We start from the raw sequence: 18,981 nt of genomic DNA on the forward strand, positions 1-18,981 counted from the left end.
GACTCTCTGAAGCGATCGAGGCTCCTCGAGCGGAGCAAAGCTGACGCGAGAAAGACTGTGACTCACAGCCGGTGTCGGCTCAATCGCGAAACTCTTCGGGTGCTTGCTTTCTGGCTTCCTCCTCTATTTCCGCCAGCGCTTTCTCCTGATCGTCTCGAGCGAGCCCGCCCGATTCGACGTGGCGGCCCGTATACTGTCGAGACGGGATCGCGTTCCAGACGGAGTTACCGTCCGAATCAACGGACTCTCCACCGCCGTCATCCCCAGTAGCCCCGGGTTCGGTTGCTCCGTCCGAACTCGAGCGAGCGGAAACGAGCCACGAAACGAGGATAACGGCGAGGGCCAGTCCGAGGAGGACGCCGACCCAGCGTTCGCCAACCTCGGCGACAGCGCCGGAGACCAACAGGATGAGCATGAGGCCGATCACGATCCGCTGAACCCACGCCGGGACGGTCAGATTGCTCATACGGAAATGTTGTTCCTCCTACCAGAAATAAGTTGGTCGGCTATCAGTATGACAGAAAACGTTCGACGGGCGTCGAATCGACCTATATCGAACTCTGGGCCTCGGGCTCGTCCTCGAGACCGTCTTCGGGGTCGTTCAGAACGTACGCGAGGACGATTCCCACGGCGACGAGCAAGAACACGAAGCCGACGATGGCTGCAACGAGCATTTCGCCACCTTCGGGAGAAAGCGCGTTATTGGTCCCGCTGTAGGTAGACCCGATGTGAACCATGGTCCCGATCATAACGGCGACCGAGAAAACGGCTACGATGATTTCGATGATTCGCTCACGCTCGAGCATTGACTGGTGATTTCGCCGGATCGCTGAAAAACGTATCGAAGGCGTCGTCCACGCGAAAAGATCGGCCTCAGCATAGCGATCGAGCACGAAATTATCGAGTGGGTCGAACGAAACGGAGGAAATAGCTAATCGGCCGAAATGAGGACGAAGAGACCACCTTTCGGCCGTTTAGTTCGCAGGCGTTGCCGTTATTATCGCCGAGCACCTAGAGTGCTCGAATAGCTAGCCGACCGCCTGCAACCCCCAGACGCACCCATGATAACAACCGCGTCACCGAAAACGAGCCTTCCAGTACCGACCGATAGACGACTTGAGGAGCGATCGCTCCGAGCGCGCACGGAAGCGATGTCCGTCCTCGCGCTCGGCGACGGCCTCTACGAGGTCGAATCCGAGAGCGGGAACACGTACCTCATCGACCTCGAAGCGGGCCGATGTACCTGTCCGGACCACGTGTTTCGGAACGTCCGGTGTAAGCACATCCGCCGCGTCGCCATCGAAATTACCGCGGGACGCGTCCCGCCGCTCGGACAGATCGCCGTCGAATGTGCGGACTGCGAGGAGTCGATCTTCGTCGACGAAGACGAGGAGGGCCCGTTCTACTGCGAGCGCCACCGGATCTACCCCGGCGTGACGGTTCGGGACCGCGAGACGAACGATCGCCTGACGGTCGTCGACGTCTCGGATCTCCGAGCGGATTACGTCCGCATTCCGGACGCGAGCAGTACCGTCGCCGAGTACGGCACGAACGAGGAGTACGATCCCGATACGCCGGTCGTCGGGGCGGTCTACCCGCACGCGACCGTCGGTCGAAACGGCGTCGTCCCCGACTCACTGAAGGTGTACGTGTTCCCGCGAACGCGCCTCGAACGAGTCACCGACGCCAATTGAAGCCGGCGAGACGGGAACGAGTAGAGACGGAACGGCGACGGTAAAAGAAGCAGTACCGAATCCGCCTCGAGACTCGCCGCTCTCTCGAAAACCCTCACTCGGGACGTTAGATAGTCGACACTCTTTTTGAGAAGTGCGTGCAAGTACCACCATGGTATCGCTCGAAATCCTGTTCAGTTACACCGTGCTCGGTGCCGTGGCGTTTCTCCTCGCAATCGTAGCGGCGTCGTACCTCGGAACGAGAGCGGCGCTGAACCAGTTCTTCGACGAGAGGCGGACGGACGAAAGCGCGTAAGAAGACGAGACGCTCCGAACGTCCCACCGCTCGAGAGCGCCGCAGACAACGCTCGTGAACCGAAAATGGGTTGAGATACTGCCGTTTTATTGCTGTTCGTCAACTATTACCATAGTATGGGTTCGGGGATCGATTTCGGCGAGTTCGACGAGGGACGAGGCGTCAACTACTGGGAGCTCGATCGTGCCCTCCAGCGCGAACTCGAGCGGATATATACTGACTCCGAGTTCGAGTGGGCCGAGTCCAGGCTCTCGACGTTCGGCCGGACCGTTGGCCACAAGATCGCCGACAACGCGGATTACATCGACGACAACGGACCGGTGCTCGAGTCCTACGACAAACACGGAGAGATCCAAAACTACGTTCGCTACCCCGCCGAGCAACACGAGGACGAGGAACTCGCCTACGAGGCGGGCATCGTGGCGGACTCGTTTCACGCGCCCCCCGGCCGCGAGGGGCCGATGCCGTTCAGCCACAACCTCGCGATGCAGTACCTGCTCTGTTATGCCGACCCCGGCTTCGACTGTCCCGTCGCGATGACCACGGGTGCGGCGCTCGTCCTCGAGAAGTTCGGCGACGAGGACCTCGAGCCGTACTACCGGGCGCTGACGAGTCGAGATTACGACGACCTCGTCGAGGGTGCGATGTTTCTCACCGAAAAACAGGGCGGAAGCGACGTCGGGGCCAACGAAACCAGCGCGACCTACGACGAGGAATCGGGCTACTGGCGACTCGAGGGCGAGAAGTGGTTCTGTTCGAACATCGACGCCGAAGGGACGCTGGCGCTCGCCCGGACTGAGGGCGCACCCGAAGGGACGGCCGGCCTCTCGCTGTTTCTCGTTCCCCACGCGGACCCGGACGGCGGGGTGACGACCAAACGGGAGCGCCGAGACCGCGGGATCGAAGAAGGCGGCGACCCTCTCGCGAGCGGCGGTAATACGCGATTACCGCCCGAGGAGCTCAACGATCAGTACTACCGACGTCTGAAGGACAAACTCGGAACGATCTCCGTTCCCACCGGCGAAGTCGAGTTCACGGGTGCGAAAGCGATCCTCGTCGGCGAGGAGCAAAACGGCTTCACGCAGATGGCCGAGATGCTCAACATCGAACGGCTTTCGAACGCCGCGGCATCCTGCGGAATCATGGGCCGAGCACTGCTCGAGAGCCGGATATACGCCGCGAATCGGGAGGCCTTCGGCAAGACGATCGATCAGTACCCGCTGATGAAGGCGGATCTGGTCGACATGACCGTCGACCACGAGGCCGCGACGGCGTTCACGTTCGAGGCCGCACGGTTGTTCTCCGAGCGCGAGCGCGCCGAACGCGCGAAACGAGCGGACGGAACGGCCGACGGAGATGGCGAAACCGACACTGCGGTCCCGACGGAAGCCGGGGACGCCTACCGGCTGATGCGGCTCCTGATTCCCATCGCGAAGGCACGAACCGCACGGATGGCCGTCGACACCGCCTCCTACGCCATGGAGGTCCACGGCGGCAACGGCTACGTTAACGACTTCGTCACCAATCGTCTGCTTCGGGACGCCCAGGTCCTCCCAATCTGGGAAGGGACCGAAAACATCCTCTCGCTCGACGTGCTCCGGGCGCTCGAGCGCGAAGAGGCGCACGAACCGTTCCTCGAGGTCGTACAGGAACGGCTTGACGGCGTGGACCACTCCGCACTCGAGGAAACCGCCGAAATCGTCGAGTCGGAGTACAACGACCTCGCGACCGCGATGGCGACGCTCGCCGGCGAAGACCCGGACTACGCGCAGCTGTCAGCCAAGCGCCTCGCCCACTACATCTTCGACGTCTTTACGGCCGCACTCTTGCTCGAGCAGGCCCAGACGGCGCTCGAGGACGGAAACGGACGAATGGCGCTTCTCGCGAAGCGATTCGTGGCGAACGAACTCGAAGAACGCGAGGCGCGCGGGATCGCGGACGGAGAGCGGTTGCCACTCGAACACTTCGATGCGATCGTTCGGTTCGAGTCGGTCGAGCCGGAACGGCTCTCGGAGTCGGTTCCGGCGGACGATTGATTCAGAAACAGTGGCAAGTACTCTACTCGAGTAACGTCGCGGCTTCCTCGATGTCCATGACACCCTGCTCGACCGCGTTGAGGACCCGAAGGATGTCAGGATCGGGACCGGATTCGACGCCGTCTTCGTCGATCTCCTCGAGCGTGACCTTCTCGGATTCGCCGACGAACTCCGAGAAGTCGGTGCCGTCGGCGATGGCAGTCTCGCTTTTGACGCGGTAGTTTCCGCCGTCGGTGACGTGGAGGTCGCCGGGATGGAAGAAGTACCAGTCCTCGCGATCGAACCTGACGCCGATCCGCGGTTTCGCGCCGAAGTTTTGTGCGAAGTAGGTGAGCGCCTCGACCTCTTCGCCGGTGAGATAAATCGGATCGCCGGAGCTCGATTTGGCTTCGATCGCATAGAAGGTGTCGCCGTCGCCAGCGAGCACGTCCGGCAGTTCCCGCTCCGTCGCCGATCCGCTCGCTGGTGCACGCATCACCGCAAAGCCCGACTCGTCGAGCAAATTGACGAGTTCGCGCTCGCGGCGATCGCCTTTCGCCTGAGACATATCTCTCACTCACGTGTCGCCCCTCTTAAACTGGGCGGACCGCAATACGGCACCGAAGTGTGGCGACAGCGGGGTCCGAGGCCGATCACGGTGTGTCGGTCACTCAGAGCGGTATCAGAACGACCACGGTTTCGAAAAGCATGGATTGCAGTTCCTCGAGCTCCTCTGGATCGCCGTACTCGAGTTGAAGATAAAGAATTCCGAACTGGAAGAGGTTGAATCCCGCATGGGCGGCCGTCGGAACCAGGAGGTTGTCCGTTTTAGCGTAGGCGTAACCGAAGATCAACGAGCCACAGAAGACGGCGAACAGCGAGACGAGCGTCCCGAACAGCGGACCGCCGACGAGATACACCGGGAGATGGACGGCCGCGAAGATCAGGCTCGCGACCACGATTGCACCGGCTCTGCTGAACGAGTCGTAGAGGCGTTTCTGAATGATGTTCCGAAACAGAAATTCCTCGGCCGGAGCGTTGGCAAAGAGCACGATAGCGAACATCGCGAGCAACAGGACCTGGTCGTCGCCGATCATCGTGACGACGTCGTTGGGCGCCTGTGGTAACTCGAGAAGCTGGACGAGAACGCCGAACGCGATGATAAAGGCGATACTCCCGACTGTCGTGACGACGATCCACAGCCAGTCACGGAGCGACGGAATACGAAGATCGACGTACGACCAGCCCCGGTCGGTGTAGGCGAGATAGATTCCGCCGGCGACGAAGAATCCGGCGAAGTTCAGGACCATCATCGCGATGGTCGTCCCTCGTTCGGCCTGTTGATCCGGATCGGCAATTGCTGGATCAACGAACCCGAGCGGTGCCACGAGAACGTTCGCGACGACGTACGCGAAAACGGCGAGACCAAGCCCGACGAGAATGGATCGTGTTGGGCTCTCGGAGGGAGTAGGGGAGGCCATGCGGAACGGTACATCGACGAGTCCCTTGGGCGTTCCTTTTCCGGAAGTGGGGTTCGGATCGGATCAACCGAACGACAGCCTCGGATCCTCGTCGTTATCCGATACACTCGAGAAAATCGTCGCCGTGAAAATCGCCAGTGGGAGAGTAATCCAATCTGTTACCGCATTTCGGAAAGATCGACGTACGATCCCTTTTCGGCCGTGATCCAGTGGGTCGCAATCTCGTGATCGGTACAGTTCCGAGGGTACATCGTACAGGCACTCGGGCCGTCGTCGTACTCCGCAGTTACGTGTTCGAGCGCTGCGACCGATTCGGACTCCGTCTCGAGCGTCCCGTCGACCGGGACGTCTGGACGTGAAATGTTGGACATTGTGGATCGTTTCCGTATCCACATCTTGTCGAGAGGAGGGATATATGTTTTGATCGTGTTCAGTTATCGGATTTTCGAAGACATACGTAACTAGATGGCAGAGTTAGTTGAACATTCCAAAGCACATCGAACACATATCCCCATGGATCGGATAATCGTCCGCAATAGCGAGTTTTTTCGAATTCTCGAGAAGGGTGGATAGCAACCGGTGAGGGGGAATGGTGGATAGCAACCGGTTAGCGCCGCCGCCTAACCGAGGAGGTAGCGAAGCTTCGGAAAGCGTTCGACGATCGGGTGTTCCTCGAGGTACCGATCGACCCCGAGGATCCGTCCAGCGGCGAACGCTCCAAGCGCGAGGAAGACCGCCGCATAGACGAGCTGGTCGTTGACCAGCCCGCCGGCGACGTCCCAGCTCCCAAAGTAGAACAGCACCATCTGGGTGGCTGCTCCGAGTGCGACTAATCGGACGAAGACCCCGGCGATCAACGCCACTCCGATCAGAAGCTGGGTCCAGGGAACGATCACGTCGACCGCAGCCATCATCGCGGCACTTTCGGCCATCATCCCGAAGGCCGCGCTGGCCGGGCTCGTCGGATCGACGTTCGCGAGATAGCCGTGGGCACTGAACCCGTCAGTGATTTTCCCCCAGCCCGCCGTCAACATGACCCACCCCATCAGGACTCGAAGAGCGACGATCGCCCACGCGGAGAGTTGATGCGGACGTCCCTCGAGCGTCACTCCCCCAAACGTACTTTCCAACCGATTTACCGAAGTTTCAGTCATTGTCGGATACCTCTTACAGGTAATCGTTTGTCGTATACCCACATGTAGGAGGAGGGGACTTCCTATCGGGTGGGAAATAGTTTGTTGTAGAACGGCAGTTTACTGCCAACCTCGGTGTACCTACCTAGTCTTTAGTTTTATCAATGCAATTAAAATCGTGCAAGAAAACAATTCGGTATGAAGGCGTTACGAGGCTCCAAGACGAGTCGTTATGTTCCGTGATCCCACGAGCCCATGTACTCGCGCTGGACGTCAGTCAAGGAGTCGAAGTCGACGCCTTCGGCCTCGAGTTTGATCTCGGCGATTTCCTTGTCCAGTTCGTCGGGAACGTCGTGGACGCCCGCTCCGTATTCGTCGCTATGTTCTAGCATTTCACGCACGCAGACGGCCTGAATACCGAAGCTCTGGTCCATCACTTCGACGGGATGGCCCAGCGAAACCGGTGCCGCGAGGTTCACGAGTCGACCTTCGGCGATGACGTTGAGCCGACGGCCATCCTCGAGTTCGTACGCCTCGACGCCGTCACGCGCTTCGTACCGGTCGACGGCCAGATCGTCGAGAGCCTCGAGATCGATCTCGATGTCGAAGTGGCCCGCGTTCGCGAGCAAGATGCCGTCTTTCATCGACTCGAAGTGTTCCTTGACGACGACGTCGCGATTGCCCGTCGTCGTGAGGAAGACGTCGCCGACCTCGGCGGCCTCGGCCATCGGCATGACGTCGTAGCCCTCCATGTGCGCCTCGAGCGCACGCCGGGGTTCGACTTCGGTGACGATGACGTTCGCGTTCTGGCCCGCGGCCTTCTTCGCGACACCCTTGCCGCAGTAGCCGTAGCCCGCGACGACGACGTTCTTGCCGGCCCACGAGAGGTTCGTGGTCATGGCGATGGAGGCCAGCGAGGACTCGCCGGTGCCGTGAACGTTGTCGAACAGGCGTTTCATCGGCGTGTCGTTGACCGCGAAGACCGGGTACTCGAGTGCCCCGTCCTCGTCCATTGCGCGCAGTCGGTGGACGCCTGTCGTCGTCTCCTCGGCTCCGCCGACGATGCCGTCGATCAGTTCGGGGTAATCCTCGTGGATCGCGGCGACGAGATCCATCCCGTCGTCGACCGTTACGGTCGGCTCGTGGGCGATGACGGCCTCGATAGCGGCGTAGTATTCCTCGTCGTCGACGCCGCGTTTAGCGTAGCTCGTGATGTTTTCGTGGGTATCGAGCGCCGCGCTCACGTCGTCGTGGGTCGAGAGTGGGTTACAGCCGGTGACGGCGACCTCGGCACCGCCGTCGGCGAGGGTTTCGACCAGAATCGCCGTCTTGGCTTCGACGTGCATCGCCATGGCGATTCGCTCGCCCTCGAACGGTTGGGCGGCCTCGAACTCCTCGCCGACGGCCTCCATGATCGGCATGTGCTGGGCTGCCCAGTCCATCTTGCGGCGGCCCTCCGTTTGCGCGTCCTCGAGGTCTGCTAGCTGCTCGCTAATCGGCGGATACGCTGTCATGGCCAAACAGAGGGTCACCGAGGGGAAAACGCTACCGAAGCGCCGCGGTGCTCGGCGGTCGAAACGCAGAGCGGGTCGTCGGGGGGAATTTTGGATAGGTTCAGTGAATCAGAGTACCCATTGCGTTTCATCGGTTCGAGTGCGAGGTCGAAGCGCCGCGTAGCGCCGAGTTCGACACGATCGGTACTCGGTGGAACGGTCAACTGGAATGGAGTTGGTATTCGGGTAGCCAACAATGAAAAAACGGCAGAATACCGGCGTCGAATACTGTCAATCAACGTCCTAATACAAACCATATTTCATTGTACATCGAGTACTCGTCCGAGAATACGCTCAAATATGGGTATTTGTAAACGATTAGCATTATATTGTTCACTACCATGGCTATGAACCGTACATTGAGCAATGATCCAATTGAAATCTGCTAATTTAGAAGACGGACGTTCAGTCGGGGTGTCCACCGATGGCTCATAAAAAAGAGGAGTACAAGGAAGACTGCTACGGGGACGAGGTTCGAGAGCACATCCTCGAGTTCGCCGAGCAGGGGTTCGAGTCGATTCCCGAAGATGAGTACGACAAGTGGTTCACCCGGTTCAAGTTCTGGGGGCTGTTCCACCAGCGCGACGGGCAGGAATCGTACTTCATGATGCGGTTGACGAACGCGAGCGGCGTTCTCGAACCCGGCCAACTCCGAGCGATCGGCGAGGTCGCTCGCGACTACGCGACCGGCCCGATCGAGAACCCGGAGTTCGGCAACGGCTTTCTCGACCTGACGACCCGACAGTCGGTCCAGCTCCACTGGATCGACTTAGAGGAGGTCCCTGACGTCTGGGGTCACCTCGAGGCCGCGGGCGTCTCGAGCCGTTCCGCAGGCGGTGACACGATGCGAAACATCTCCGGCGGCGCACTCGCGGGCAAGATCGACGAGTACGTCGATTCGCTGTCGCTGCTCGAGGAGTTCCAGGAGGAGTTGCGAGGAGACGACGCGCTGGCGAACATGCCCCGAAAGTTCAATATCAGCGCGACGGGGTCGAAAGACGGGAGCGCCCAGGATTCGCTCAACGACATCGGTTTCGAGGCGGCGCGCAAGGAGATCGACGGGGAGACGGTCAAGGGATTCAACGTCCGCGTCGGCGGCGGCCTCGGTGGTCGCAAGCCCCGCGCGGCGACGCCCCTCGATATCTTCGTTACGCCCGAGAACGCCTACGAGGTCGGCCGCGGGTTCGTGCAACTCTATCACGACTACGGCAACCGGACCACTCGAGCGAAGAACCGTTCCCGGTTTTTCGTTCAGGACTGGGGCGAGGAGAAGATCCGCGAGACGCTCCAAGAGGAGTACGTCGACTTCGAACTGAAAACCGCCGGCGAGGACTTCCGCGAGGAGTACACCTACAACGCGGGTCGACCGCCGGGCGACGGCCGCGGGGACTACGTCGGCGTGGGCGACCAATCCGACGGGAAGAATTACGTCGGGCTGACGGTTCCGGTCGGCCGACTTCCCGCCGAAGACGCGATCGGCATCGCCGATCTGGCCGACGAGTACGGCTCCGGCGAAGTGCGTCTCACCCGCCGACAGAACTGTATCATCACGGACGTTCCCGACGACGATCTCGAGGCGTTGCTCGAGGAGCCGTTGGTCTCGAAGTACCCGCCGGAACCGAGCGTCTTCGACCGCGGCGCGATGGCCTGTACTGGCACCGAGTTCTGCTCGATCGCGCTGACCGAGACGAAGGCGCGGATGGCCAAGATGCTCCGCTGGCTCAACGCTAACGTCGAGCTTCCCGACGACGTCGAACACATCCACATGCACTACTCGGGTTGTACGGCCGACTGCGGACAGGCGATGACCGCGGATATCGGCCTGCAGGGCATGCGTGCACGCAAGGATGGAGAAATGGTCGAAGCCTTCGACATCGGCGTCGGCGGCGGCGTCGGCGAGGATCCATCGTTCGTCGAGTGGATCCAACAGCGCGTCCCGGCCGACGAGGCCCCGATGGCGATCAAACGACTTCTCGAGGCCTTCGCGGCCCACCGATCGGAGGGACAGACGTTCCGCCAGTGGGTCGAGGCGACCGGCACCGAAGCGCTCGTCGAGTTCTGCGAGCCGGCAGAGTCGGACTTCGACGCGCCGTACATGGGCGATGGCAAACAGGCGTGGTATCCATTCGCGGACGGCGTCGCCGATTCGGAGAGCAAAAGCTCCGCCGCGCCGTCGGACGACTGAGATGACTCGAGACCGTCGCCACCCCGAACCCTCGATGGACGTGCTCGAGCAGACAGAGCGCGCCACACACGACGAGGAGCGGCGAGGGTGTGGCTCACGCCAACAACACGTTTCGATCGACGCAGCTCCCGAACTGTTCGAATAGGCCGTTCCTGATCGAGGAGATGTTTGCTAGTCGCACGAGCTAATTTTGAACGAACGTCAATATACATTCGAGAGGACAGTTCTGAATGGGAACGGTTAGCGCCAGCGTTTGACATCCTCCCCGCGTAAACGGACGGGGGATTGTGTTCGAAACGGCATGTCGAAAAGGCAACAGCTACCGATGAAAGCCGCTGGATGCAAAAAATCCGAGAGTGGGGATATCCTATCGGTGCTCGCACGTCCGCTCGTGGGCGTACTCGACGGCGTCCTCGAGCGAACCCGGCCCGTCGTAACTCGCGGAGAACAACTCCATGAACCGCCGAGCGATCTTCCCGCAACGTTCGAAGGTGAGGACGGTTCTAACCGTCTCAGTCACCGAAAAATCGAGTCCCGGATAGCTGGTCGTCGTGAGCGTATACCCCGGATGATCCTCGCCGTCGAGCGACGCCGGGGCAACTTTGAGACGGAGGTCGCCTGATTCGTGGAGGTACGTTCGGTACTGCATCTCTCGGTCGGTGTCCGCCGGCGTGTAGCTCCTGTGTTCGTCTTCGTTCCAGTTTGGGGGAACCTCGATCTCCATTAGGTGTCTCTATTACCGGAAGGGATACGTTCGTGTCGTATTACGCAATATTCCCGGACGTTAGTAGGATAATCGAACCTATGAGTGATTTTGCTGTTCGAACCAGTTTATATTTTGGACGAACGTCTCCCAAATATCGGTGAAGTCGAAGAATGCGCGTATCCGATCGGAGAAAGAGCCCGCTTCGGCCAGATCACTCCTCGGCACTCGAGGGAGCGTCCTCGGCGACCGAGTCGTCGTTTTCGGGACTCACGCTTCCGGTTCTGTAGCCGTGTAAGTCGAGCGTTACGTGATCAAATCCGAGATCGGAAAGCGCGTCTCGAGCGGCCTCGACGAACGGTCGCTCGAGTGCGGTCTCGAGTTCGTCGGGAGCGACCTCGATGCGCGCGAGGCCGTCGTGATCGCGCACGCGGAACTGTTCGAAGCCCCAGTCCCGGAGGAGCGCCTCGGCCTGTTCAACACGGGTGAGGCGCTCTTCGGTCACGGACAGCCCCGTCGGGATGCGAGAAGAGAGACAGGCCATCGAGGGCTTGTCGGCGACCGAGAGGTCGTAGCGCTCGGCGATCTCTCGAACCTCCGACTTCGTGATATCGTGGGCCAGTAGCGGCGAGGCGACGTCGAGTTCGTCGACCGCCTGCAGTCCGGGTCGGTGGCCCGCGCCCGGATCGTCCGCGTTGGTTCCGTCACAGACCGTCTCGATGTCGAGGCGTTTTGCCGTCTCGAGCATCTCGCCGAGTCGCATCGTCCGGCAGTGATAGCACCGATCGCCGTCGTTCTCGACGAACTCGTCGCTTTCGAGTTCGGAGAAGGAGACGGTTTCGTGGCGGATGCCGATCTCCTCGGCGACCCGTCTCGCGTCCTCGAGTTCCGCCTCCGGAAGCGTCTCGCTCTTTGCGGTGCAGGCGACGGCGTCCTCGCCGAGGGCGTCGTGAGCGATGGCTGCCACGGCGCTCGAGTCCACGCCGCCGGAAAACGCGACCAACACGCCGTCGCGGGTCGCGAGGTCGGCGCGAGCGGCCTCGAGTTTGGCCTCGACCGTTGTCATGCTCGGCCGTTCGTCCCGGATAGACAAAAGGACGTTGTCACTCCTGTCCCGACCCGACACTCAGTAATCACACCATTCCTACGATAGCTTTACGGGGACGAACGGAATAACGAGAGCGCAATGGCCTTCGGCTCCACGCCGGACTGGTTTCACTTGAGCGACGACCACGACATCATCTGGGAGAGCCGACCGCATCCGATCGCGATGGGGACCGGCCTTCCGGTCGGCGTCATCGTCACGCTCGTCGGAATCCTCATCGTCGGGTGGAGTACGACGACCGAGAATACCATCTTCCTGGCGGTCGGATTCGTGTTCGCACTCGCGGGGGTCTCGCTCGTCCTCGTTCGATACCTGGTCTGGACGAACACCCGATACGTGATCACCACCGCCGAACTCTACAAGAAACACGGTGTCGTCTCGAGAGACGTGACCCAGTTTCGACTCAATCGGGTCCAAAACACCAGCCTCGAGCAGGACGCCGTCGGGCGGGTGCTGGGGTACGGGAACTTGACGGTCTACACCGCCGGCTCGGGGGATCCGGAGCTCACGTTCGAACGCGTCCCTAGACCCGAACAGGCCAGCAGCCTGTTGAGCGACCAGCTCGAGAACGTCTCCGGACGAGAGGCGTCGAACCGCCAGGATCGCGTTTGAGCGGCACCTACCGACCCGACCGTCGCTTCCGTCGCTTCGTGAGAACTGGTTTCGAGTCGTGCACGGTTGGCGTCGAGGGGACGGAGAGCTATGATATGGTCACATTATCGATCCCGTACGTGTTCGTCTCGAGTAACGGAGCTCCGAGAGCGGCGGAGAATTTCCGAGGCCGCGAAGGAAACGCCTTTCACCCACCACTTCCCGTTTTCGAACGATGGAGGTCGCCGAGGTTCTGCCGGAGTTCGCCGACGCCTTCGCGTTCGAGGAGTTCAACCGGATGCAACGCGAGGCCCTTCCCGCGTTGCTTGAGCGCGAGGAGAACGTGGTTGCGAGCGCGCCGACCGCGTCGGGCAAGACCGCGCTCGCGGAACTGGCGATTTGTAAGTCGCTCGCTGACGGCGGCACGGCGCTGTTTATCGCCCCGATGCGAGCGCTAACGAACGAAAAGGAAGACGATTGGGATCGATTCGAGGAGTTAGATTACTCGGTGTACGTCGTCACGGGCGAGCGCGATCTGAACCCGCGACGCGCCCGCCGCGCCGATATCCTCGTGATGACCCCCGAAAAGCTCGACTCGGCGACCCGGAAACACGACTCGAGACGCTACGACTTCGTCACGGACATCGACGTCTGCGTGATCGACGAAGTTCACCTGCTCGACGCCGACAGACGGGGGTCGGTGCTCGAGGTGACGATTTCACGACTCCGCCGGCTCTGTGATCCTCGAATCGTCGCGCTTTCGGCGACGATGCCGAACGTCGACGACGTGGCGGCGTGGCTCGACGCGAGCGCGGAGACGACGTTCGAGTTCGACGAGGAGTACCGCCCCGTCGACCTCAACGCGGGCGTCAAGACCTACACGCACGGCGAGAACGCCTTCGCGGATAAGTACCGACGGCTGTACCGGGCACTCGACCTCGCTGAACCCCACCTTCGGGAGGACGGCCAGGCGTTGGTATTCGTCTCCTCCCGTCAGGACACGGTTCGAGCGGCCGAAAAAGCCAGGGACGAAATCGCCGAGCGCGACGTGCCAATGGGGGCCCGCGGGAACTACGATTTTCACACTGACGCACAGGAACTTGAGAACGACACGCTCAGAAAATCCGTCCTCGACGGCGTGGCGTTCCACCACGCAGGGCTCTCGAAGAACGACCGCGATCTGGTCGAGGAATGGTTCAAAGAGGGGATCGTCGAACTGCTGTTCTCAACCTCGACGCTCGCCTGGGGCGTGAACCTGCCCGCGCGCTGTGTCGTGATTCGGGATACGAAACTCCACGACCCGCTCGAGGGCGAGGTCGATATGAGCCCGCTCGACGTGCTCCAGATGCTCGGACGCGCGGGTCGGCCGGGCTACGACGACGTGGGGTACGGCTGGGTCGTCTGTGACGCGTCGGAGGCCGACAAGTACAGACAGCTCCTCAAAGACGGCAAAGAGATCGAATCCAGACTCGCCGAAAGCCTCGAGACCCACCTCAACGCCGAGATCGCGATGGGAACGATCACGGATCTCGAGGACGTGATGGACTGGCTCGAGACGACGTTTTACTACGTTCGGGGCCAGTCCAGACCCGAGGCGTACGACTTTCCGAACCTCCGACAGCGTGTTCGGGACTGCCTCGAGCGGCTGGTCGAGCGCGGATTCGTCGAGACGGGCGAGGACCTCTCGATCGAGGCGACGGCGCGGGGCGTGCTCGCCTCGAAGTACTACCTGCGACTCGAGACGGCGGCCAGGTTCGCCTCGCTGACCGAGCGCGAGGAAATCGAGACCGCGGATATCCTCGAGACCGTCGCCGGTGCCGTCGAGTTCGATTCGGTCTCGGCTCGCCAGTCCGAACGCGACGCGATCAACGCCGTGTTGGTCGGCCAGCAAACCGACGATCTCGAGGCCGGCCAGCGTAAGGTGCTCGCAATTTTGCGGGGGGCCGCGACCGGTAGCACGCCGAGCGAGCTACGGAGCGACGCCTGGGTCATCCGCCGAAACGCGACAAGATTGATTTCGGCCCTGCAAGCGTTCCTCGAGCGGTTTTCCGGCCCACACGAGGCAAACCTGGCGAAACAGGTCGAGGCCCGGATCGAAAACGGGGTCGCCGAGGACGCGGTCGGGCTGACGGCCATCGACGGCGTTGGCCCCGGCCGCGCGAGCAAACTCGCCAAGGAGGGCAAATCGACGCCCGGCGACATCGTCGAAAGCGGAATCGACGGACTCGTTTCTGCCGGCCTCTCGGAGGGCGTCGCCGAACGGGTCTATGAGGGGGCCCAGTCGCTCCCCGCGGTCGAACTCGAGTGGGGGCGATTCCCCGACGAAATTGCGACCGGCGAGAACGAGGCCCACGAAGTGACGGTTCGCAACGTCGGCGAGCCCGCACAGGCGGGTATTCGCGTAACCGTTAATGGGGTCGAGATGACGAGTACGAGCACGTATCTCCGAGGCGAGAAAGCGGTCCCGGTCGGGGTCTTCGGTGCGAACGCGGACGAACTCAAATTTGCCGTCAGCGTGGCGTTTCCTGAACTCCCGCTCGTGCCACAGGAGCAGACGAAGACTGTCGATATCGTGTAGGTCACCGTCGTTCGGTACCCGTTTTTGATTCCGTTAGATGGCGTCTCGAGAAGCGTGGGGACGACCTGCGCACGCGGTCCAAGCCCTTTTGCTGTCTCGGCCAGTATTGGCACATATGCAGCACGTGAAGATTCCGCAGGACCGTATCGGCGTTCTCATCGGAGAGGGAGGCGAGACGATGCGACGAATCGAAGCGGAGGCCGAAGTGCGACTGGATATCGACTCCGAGAACGGCTCGGTCGCCGTCGAAACCGTCGGCGATCCGGTCAAGGGACTCAAAGGACCGGAAATCGTTCGCGCGATAGGGCGCGGGTTCCCGCCGGAAGACGCACTTCGATTGCTCGACAACGAGATGATGCTGTTCGACATCGTCGACATCGACACCGCCTCGCGTAACAAAAACGATATGAAACGCAAGAAAGGGCGGCTGATCGGCGAAGGCGGCCGAACTCGAGAGCTGATGGAAGAACTCTCGGGGGCTTCGGTCGTGATTTACGGCTCGACGCTGGGTATCATCGGTACACCGCCGGAAGTCGATGCCGTCAGGACCGCAGCCGAGATGCTGCTCGACGGCGCACCCCACGGCGCGGTCTACTCGTTCCTCGAGGAGCGACACAACGAGATGAAACATCAGGGAATGCAGTATCACGAGTATCCCGGCGGTAAATCCTAAGGGAGATTGTCCACCGGTTTTAGAGGAGGCCATCGGATATCGAACGTGGCCTATCAACGCTAACTCGCTCCACCGGATTCGCGGTTCGATTCTTGCTGCCGGTTCGCTGCACAACTCCTTTGTCACGGATCTTGATTCACCCGGACCGATGCAACTGACCGTTGGACAGGGCGTTAGCCAATGTAAATATCCACCGTCGTAGCAACCCGTGCGTTCTCACGCACTGCAAACGTATTATAAATACCCATCCAGCCGATATCACGAAAACACCCGACTCAAGCTATATTGGGGGAAGCCATTTGTCCAATAGGGAAAGGTTTATATAGAATAGCAAACAATCCTTCGTTTGACTATGGCACAACAGCAAATGGGCAATCAGCCCCTCATCGTACTTTCCGAGGACAGCCAGCGAACCTCCGGGAAAGACGCACAATCGATGAACATCACGGCCGGGAAAGCCGTCGCGGAATCGGTCCGGACGACGCTCGGCCCGAAAGGGATGGACAAGATGCTCGTCGACTCGACGGGCTCGGTCGTCGTCACGAACGACGGCGTCACCATCCTCTCGGAGATGGAAATCGACCACCCGGCGGCCAACATGATCGTCGAGGTCGCCCAGACGCAGGAAGACGAAGTCGGCGACGGTACCACCTCCGCCGTCGTCGTCTCCGGTGAACTCCTCAAGCGTGCCGAGGAACTCCTCGACCAGGATATCCACGCGACCACACTCGCACAGGGATACCGACAGGCCGCCGAGGTCGCCACGGACGCCCTCGAGGACATCGCCATCGAAGTCGGCGAGGACGACACCGAGGTCCTCGAGCAGATCGCCTCAACGGCGATGACCGGCAAAGGTGCGGAGAACGCTCGAGAGCTGCTCTCCGAACTCGTCGTCCGAGCAGTCCAGACGGTCGCCGACGACGACGGAATCGACACGGACAACGTCAAAGTCGAGAAGGTCGTCGGCGGCTCGATCGAGAATTCCGAGCTCGTCGAGGGCGTCATCGTCGACAAGGAGCGCGTCTCCGAGAACATGCCGTACTTCGCAGAGGACGCCAACGTCGCGATCGTCAACGGTGCCCTCGAGGTCAAAGAGACCGAGATCGACGCCGAAGTCAACGTCACCGATCCCGACCAGCTCCAGGAGTTCATGGAACAAGAGGAGGCCCAGCTCCAGGAGATGGCAGACAAGCTGGCAGACGTCGGCGCGGACGTCGTCTTCGTCGACGGCGGCATCGACGACATGGCCCAGCATTACCTCGCACAGGAGGGCATCATCGCCGTCCGTCGCGTCAAATCCAGTGACGCGAGCCGACTCGCCCGATCGACGGGCGCTCGCCCGGTTTCGACAGTCGACGACATCACCGAGGACGACCTCGGCTTCGCCGGCAGCGTCGCACAGAAAGACATCGCCGGCGACCAGCGCATCTTCGTCGAGGACGTCGAAGACGCCAAAGCTGTCACCCTGATTCTCCGCGGTGGCACCGAACACGTCATCGACGAAGTCGACCGCGCGATCGAAGACTCGCTCGGCGTCGTCCGAACGACCGTCGAAGACGGACAGGTCGTCGCCGGCGGTGGCGCACCCGAAATCGAACTCTCGCTGGCACTGCGCGACCACGCCGACTCCGTCGGCGGCCGCGAACAGCTGGCTATCGAAGCCTTCGCGGACGCCCTCGAAGTCATCCCACGCACGCTGGCCGAAAACGCTGGACTCGACCCCATCGACTCGCTCGTCGAACTGCGAAGCGCCCACGACGGCGGCGACACGGCCGCCGGACTCGACGCCTACACCGGCGACACCATCGACATGGACGCCGAGGGCGTCTACGAGCCGCTTCGCGTGAAGAGCCAGGCGATCGAATCGGCAACCGAAGCCGCAGTCATGCTGCTTCGCATCGACGACGTCATCGCCGCCGGCGAGCTGAAAGGCGGCGCACCGGACGACGACGACGGCGACGACATGCCAGCAGGCGGCCCAGGCGGCCCAGGCGGCATGGGCGGTGGCATGGGCGGCATGGGCGGTGGCATGGGCGGCATGATGTAAGCGCGGAACCGAAGGTTCCGCGGAAAAGCGAACGACGAAGTCGTGAGCAAGGAGCGATTCGGAGCGAACGCAGTGAGCGAGAATCGCTGAAAGCGAGTAGCGCGGGACCGCAGGCCCCGCGTACCGTGCGAACGGGCGCGCAGCGCCCGTGAGCAGACGGGGAGCGAATGCGACCCGCGATCTTACCCCTACCTAACCGATCAACCAAAACGCCGGCCCGTACTCGAGGAACGACCAAAAAACGGACTTCACGTCCGGTTCGTTCCTCCTTTTGCGTTCTCAGCGACCTCGAGTAGCGACACCGAACCGACAGTTAGCCGGCCTGTTGACCGCTACTCGAGTCCGTCGGAACGAACAGTTCTTCGTCGAAGAGGTGTCGCTCGATCGACGCCGCTCCCGGGCCGCTCAACGCGAGGGAAATCGAGGTAAGCGTCAGGACAAGCGTGTACTCGATGCCGCCCTCGCCGGCGACGAATCCCTCGGGGAGGTGGACGAGGACGGTTGCGATGGCCATGATGACGGCGAGGATGGCCGCGGTGTATCTGGTGAATAGTCCGAGCAATAGGAGAAGTCCGCCGAACAGCTCAAACAGTCCCACGGACCAGGCGAACAGCGCCGGGAGCGGAACGCCGAGTCCGGCGAGCATATCGGTAAAGCCGGCGATTCCGCTCGCCTTCGGGCCGACCTCGAGAACCTTTCCGGCACCCGCGACGACGAAGACAATTCCGAGCGCCAGTCGAAGAATTACGGGACTCCACTGCGTTCCGATTCGTTCGAGTGAATTACCATCAACCATAGCCGTGTGTTCCCTTCCCGCGCATATATGCTTGACTCCACAGAGTTCAATGTCAGAAATAACGCTGGTCGCTCGAGAGTTGATCGTCCGGACGACCGAACGCGATCCATTTGACACAAACTAAATAGCATC

Annotated in this window: 19 protein-coding genes; 9 read left to right on the forward strand and 10 right to left on the reverse strand. The window is 61.3% G+C overall.

All coding sequences use genetic code 11. From position 1 onward, the window contains the following. Nucleotides 1–79: 79 nt before the first annotated feature. Nucleotides 80–466, reverse strand: a complete 387-nt coding sequence (locus QNM96_RS11495) for a hypothetical protein (protein ID WP_283836485.1) — start codon at nucleotides 464–466, stop codon at nucleotides 80–82. 82 nt (nucleotides 467–548) lie between these two features. Beyond that, on the reverse strand, nucleotides 549–806 hold the full coding sequence (locus QNM96_RS11500) for a hypothetical protein (protein WP_283836487.1): 258 nt from the start codon (nucleotides 804–806) through the stop codon (nucleotides 549–551). A gap of 255 nt (nucleotides 807–1,061) precedes the next feature. Here QNM96_RS11500 and QNM96_RS11505 point away from each other — a divergent pair, with 255 nt between their 5' ends. The 3 genes from QNM96_RS11505 (at nucleotide 1,062) to QNM96_RS11515 (ending at nucleotide 4,025) form a co-directional block, all read left to right on the forward strand. Continuing rightward, nucleotides 1,062–1,694, forward strand: a complete 633-nt coding sequence (locus QNM96_RS11505; protein ID WP_283836488.1) for an SWIM zinc finger family protein — start codon at nucleotides 1,062–1,064, stop codon at nucleotides 1,692–1,694. A gap of 151 nt (nucleotides 1,695–1,845) precedes the next feature. Next, nucleotides 1,846–1,989, forward strand: coding sequence for a hypothetical protein (locus QNM96_RS11510; protein ID WP_283836489.1), 144 nt, complete (start codon nucleotides 1,846–1,848; stop codon nucleotides 1,987–1,989). A gap of 116 nt (nucleotides 1,990–2,105) precedes the next feature. Beyond that, nucleotides 2,106–4,025 (forward strand): acyl-CoA dehydrogenase family protein, encoded by a 1,920-nt coding sequence (locus QNM96_RS11515; protein ID WP_283836490.1) that lies wholly within the window; start codon nucleotides 2,106–2,108, stop codon nucleotides 4,023–4,025. A gap of 22 nt (nucleotides 4,026–4,047) precedes the next feature. On the opposite strand, the gene hjc is transcribed toward QNM96_RS11515, so the two are convergent. From hjc to QNM96_RS11540, 5 genes are all read right to left on the reverse strand, one after another. Then, the gene (hjc, locus tag QNM96_RS11520; protein ID WP_283836491.1) at nucleotides 4,048–4,572 is read right to left on the reverse strand and encodes a Holliday junction resolvase Hjc; all 525 of its coding nucleotides are present in this window, start codon (nucleotides 4,570–4,572) and stop codon (nucleotides 4,048–4,050) included. Between the two features lie 103 nt (nucleotides 4,573–4,675). Next, nucleotides 4,676–5,485 carry a CPBP family intramembrane metalloprotease gene (locus QNM96_RS11525; RefSeq protein ID WP_283836492.1) on the reverse strand — a complete coding sequence of 270 codons (810 nt, stop codon included), beginning with the start codon at nucleotides 5,483–5,485 and terminating at the stop codon, nucleotides 4,676–4,678. A 158-nt stretch (nucleotides 5,486–5,643) separates the two neighbouring features. Then, on the reverse strand, nucleotides 5,644–5,856 hold the full coding sequence (locus tag QNM96_RS11530; RefSeq protein ID WP_283836493.1) for a hypothetical protein: 213 nt from the start codon (nucleotides 5,854–5,856) through the stop codon (nucleotides 5,644–5,646). A gap of 249 nt (nucleotides 5,857–6,105) precedes the next feature. Continuing rightward, nucleotides 6,106–6,639 carry a DoxX family protein gene (locus tag QNM96_RS11535; RefSeq protein ID WP_283836496.1) on the reverse strand — a complete coding sequence of 178 codons (534 nt, stop codon included), beginning with the start codon at nucleotides 6,637–6,639 and terminating at the stop codon, nucleotides 6,106–6,108. 209 nt (nucleotides 6,640–6,848) lie between these two features. Further along, the gene (locus QNM96_RS11540) at nucleotides 6,849–8,132 is read right to left on the reverse strand and encodes an adenosylhomocysteinase (RefSeq protein WP_283836498.1); all 1,284 of its coding nucleotides are present in this window, start codon (nucleotides 8,130–8,132) and stop codon (nucleotides 6,849–6,851) included. A 463-nt stretch (nucleotides 8,133–8,595) separates the two neighbouring features. Between QNM96_RS11540 and QNM96_RS11545 the strand changes: the two genes are divergently transcribed. After that, a complete protein-coding gene (locus tag QNM96_RS11545; protein ID WP_283836499.1) occupies nucleotides 8,596–10,356 on the forward strand; it encodes a ferredoxin--nitrite reductase in 1,761 nt (586 codons plus the stop codon). 1 nt (nucleotide 10,357) lies between these two features. After that, nucleotides 10,358–10,501: a hypothetical protein gene (locus tag QNM96_RS11550; protein WP_283836501.1), complete on the forward strand. Its 144-nt coding sequence runs from the start codon at nucleotides 10,358–10,360 to the stop codon at nucleotides 10,499–10,501. Between the two features lie 222 nt (nucleotides 10,502–10,723). On the opposite strand, the gene QNM96_RS11555 is transcribed toward QNM96_RS11550, so the two are convergent. Both QNM96_RS11555 and larE read right to left on the reverse strand, forming a co-directional pair. Continuing rightward, a complete protein-coding gene (locus QNM96_RS11555; protein WP_283836502.1) occupies nucleotides 10,724–11,080 on the reverse strand; it encodes a hypothetical protein in 357 nt (118 codons plus the stop codon). A gap of 193 nt (nucleotides 11,081–11,273) precedes the next feature. Next, entirely contained in the window at nucleotides 11,274–12,125 is an 852-nt protein-coding gene (gene larE / locus QNM96_RS11560; protein WP_283836503.1) for an ATP-dependent sacrificial sulfur transferase LarE, read from the reverse strand. 120 nt (nucleotides 12,126–12,245) lie between these two features. Between larE and QNM96_RS11565 the strand changes: the two genes are divergently transcribed. From QNM96_RS11565 to thsA, 4 genes are all read left to right on the forward strand, one after another. After that, nucleotides 12,246–12,776: a PH domain-containing protein gene (locus QNM96_RS11565; protein WP_283836504.1), complete on the forward strand. Its 531-nt coding sequence runs from the start codon at nucleotides 12,246–12,248 to the stop codon at nucleotides 12,774–12,776. A gap of 214 nt (nucleotides 12,777–12,990) precedes the next feature. Then, nucleotides 12,991–15,333 carry a DEAD/DEAH box helicase gene (locus tag QNM96_RS11570; RefSeq protein WP_283836506.1) on the forward strand — a complete coding sequence of 781 codons (2,343 nt, stop codon included), beginning with the start codon at nucleotides 12,991–12,993 and terminating at the stop codon, nucleotides 15,331–15,333. Nucleotides 15,334–15,448: 115 nt separating this feature from the next. Continuing rightward, on the forward strand, nucleotides 15,449–16,006 hold the full coding sequence (locus tag QNM96_RS11575) for a KH domain-containing protein (RefSeq protein ID WP_283836507.1): 558 nt from the start codon (nucleotides 15,449–15,451) through the stop codon (nucleotides 16,004–16,006). Between the two features lie 367 nt (nucleotides 16,007–16,373). After that, nucleotides 16,374–18,053, forward strand: a complete 1,680-nt coding sequence (gene thsA, locus QNM96_RS11580; protein WP_283836951.1) for a thermosome subunit alpha — start codon at nucleotides 16,374–16,376, stop codon at nucleotides 18,051–18,053. A gap of 313 nt (nucleotides 18,054–18,366) precedes the next feature. Here thsA and QNM96_RS11585 read toward each other — a convergent pair whose 3' ends face one another. Continuing rightward, on the reverse strand, nucleotides 18,367–18,849 hold the full coding sequence (locus tag QNM96_RS11585; RefSeq protein WP_283836508.1) for a DoxX family protein: 483 nt from the start codon (nucleotides 18,847–18,849) through the stop codon (nucleotides 18,367–18,369). Nucleotides 18,850–18,981: the final 132 nt, after the last annotated feature.

This window comes from Halostagnicola sp. A-GB9-2 (assembly GCF_030068615.1).
Lineage (GTDB): Archaea > Halobacteriota > Halobacteria > Halobacteriales > Natrialbaceae > Halostagnicola.

Bases quoted from the DNA above. Each gene is read 5' to 3' on its own strand.
- QNM96_RS11495 (WP_283836485.1), bottom strand. From the start codon at position 466: ATGAGCAATCTGACCGTCCCGGCGTGGGTTCAGCGGATCGTGATCGGC.
- QNM96_RS11500 (WP_283836487.1), bottom strand. From the start codon at position 806: ATGCTCGAGCGTGAGCGAATCATCGAAATCATCGTAGCCGTTTTCTCG.
- QNM96_RS11505 (WP_283836488.1), top strand. From the start codon at position 1,062: ATGATAACAACCGCGTCACCGAAAACGAGCCTTCCAGTACCGACCGAT.
- QNM96_RS11510 (WP_283836489.1), top strand. From the start codon at position 1,846: ATGGTATCGCTCGAAATCCTGTTCAGTTACACCGTGCTCGGTGCCGTG.
- QNM96_RS11515 (WP_283836490.1), top strand. From the start codon at position 2,106: ATGGGTTCGGGGATCGATTTCGGCGAGTTCGACGAGGGACGAGGCGTC.
- hjc (WP_283836491.1), bottom strand. From the start codon at position 4,572: ATGTCTCAGGCGAAAGGCGATCGCCGCGAGCGCGAACTCGTCAATTTG.
- QNM96_RS11525 (WP_283836492.1), bottom strand. From the start codon at position 5,485: ATGGCCTCCCCTACTCCCTCCGAGAGCCCAACACGATCCATTCTCGTC.
- QNM96_RS11530 (WP_283836493.1), bottom strand. From the start codon at position 5,856: ATGTCCAACATTTCACGTCCAGACGTCCCGGTCGACGGGACGCTCGAG.
- QNM96_RS11535 (WP_283836496.1), bottom strand. From the start codon at position 6,639: ATGACTGAAACTTCGGTAAATCGGTTGGAAAGTACGTTTGGGGGAGTG.
- QNM96_RS11540 (WP_283836498.1), bottom strand. From the start codon at position 8,132: ATGACAGCGTATCCGCCGATTAGCGAGCAGCTAGCAGACCTCGAGGAC.
- QNM96_RS11545 (WP_283836499.1), top strand. From the start codon at position 8,596: ATGGCTCATAAAAAAGAGGAGTACAAGGAAGACTGCTACGGGGACGAG.
- QNM96_RS11550 (WP_283836501.1), top strand. From the start codon at position 10,358: ATGACTCGAGACCGTCGCCACCCCGAACCCTCGATGGACGTGCTCGAG.
- QNM96_RS11555 (WP_283836502.1), bottom strand. From the start codon at position 11,080: ATGGAGATCGAGGTTCCCCCAAACTGGAACGAAGACGAACACAGGAGC.
- larE (WP_283836503.1), bottom strand. From the start codon at position 12,125: ATGACAACGGTCGAGGCCAAACTCGAGGCCGCTCGCGCCGACCTCGCG.
- QNM96_RS11565 (WP_283836504.1), top strand. From the start codon at position 12,246: ATGGCCTTCGGCTCCACGCCGGACTGGTTTCACTTGAGCGACGACCAC.
- QNM96_RS11570 (WP_283836506.1), top strand. From the start codon at position 12,991: ATGGAGGTCGCCGAGGTTCTGCCGGAGTTCGCCGACGCCTTCGCGTTC.
- QNM96_RS11575 (WP_283836507.1), top strand. From the start codon at position 15,449: ATGCAGCACGTGAAGATTCCGCAGGACCGTATCGGCGTTCTCATCGGA.
- thsA (WP_283836951.1), top strand. From the start codon at position 16,374: ATGGGCAATCAGCCCCTCATCGTACTTTCCGAGGACAGCCAGCGAACC.
- QNM96_RS11585 (WP_283836508.1), bottom strand. From the start codon at position 18,849: ATGGTTGATGGTAATTCACTCGAACGAATCGGAACGCAGTGGAGTCCC.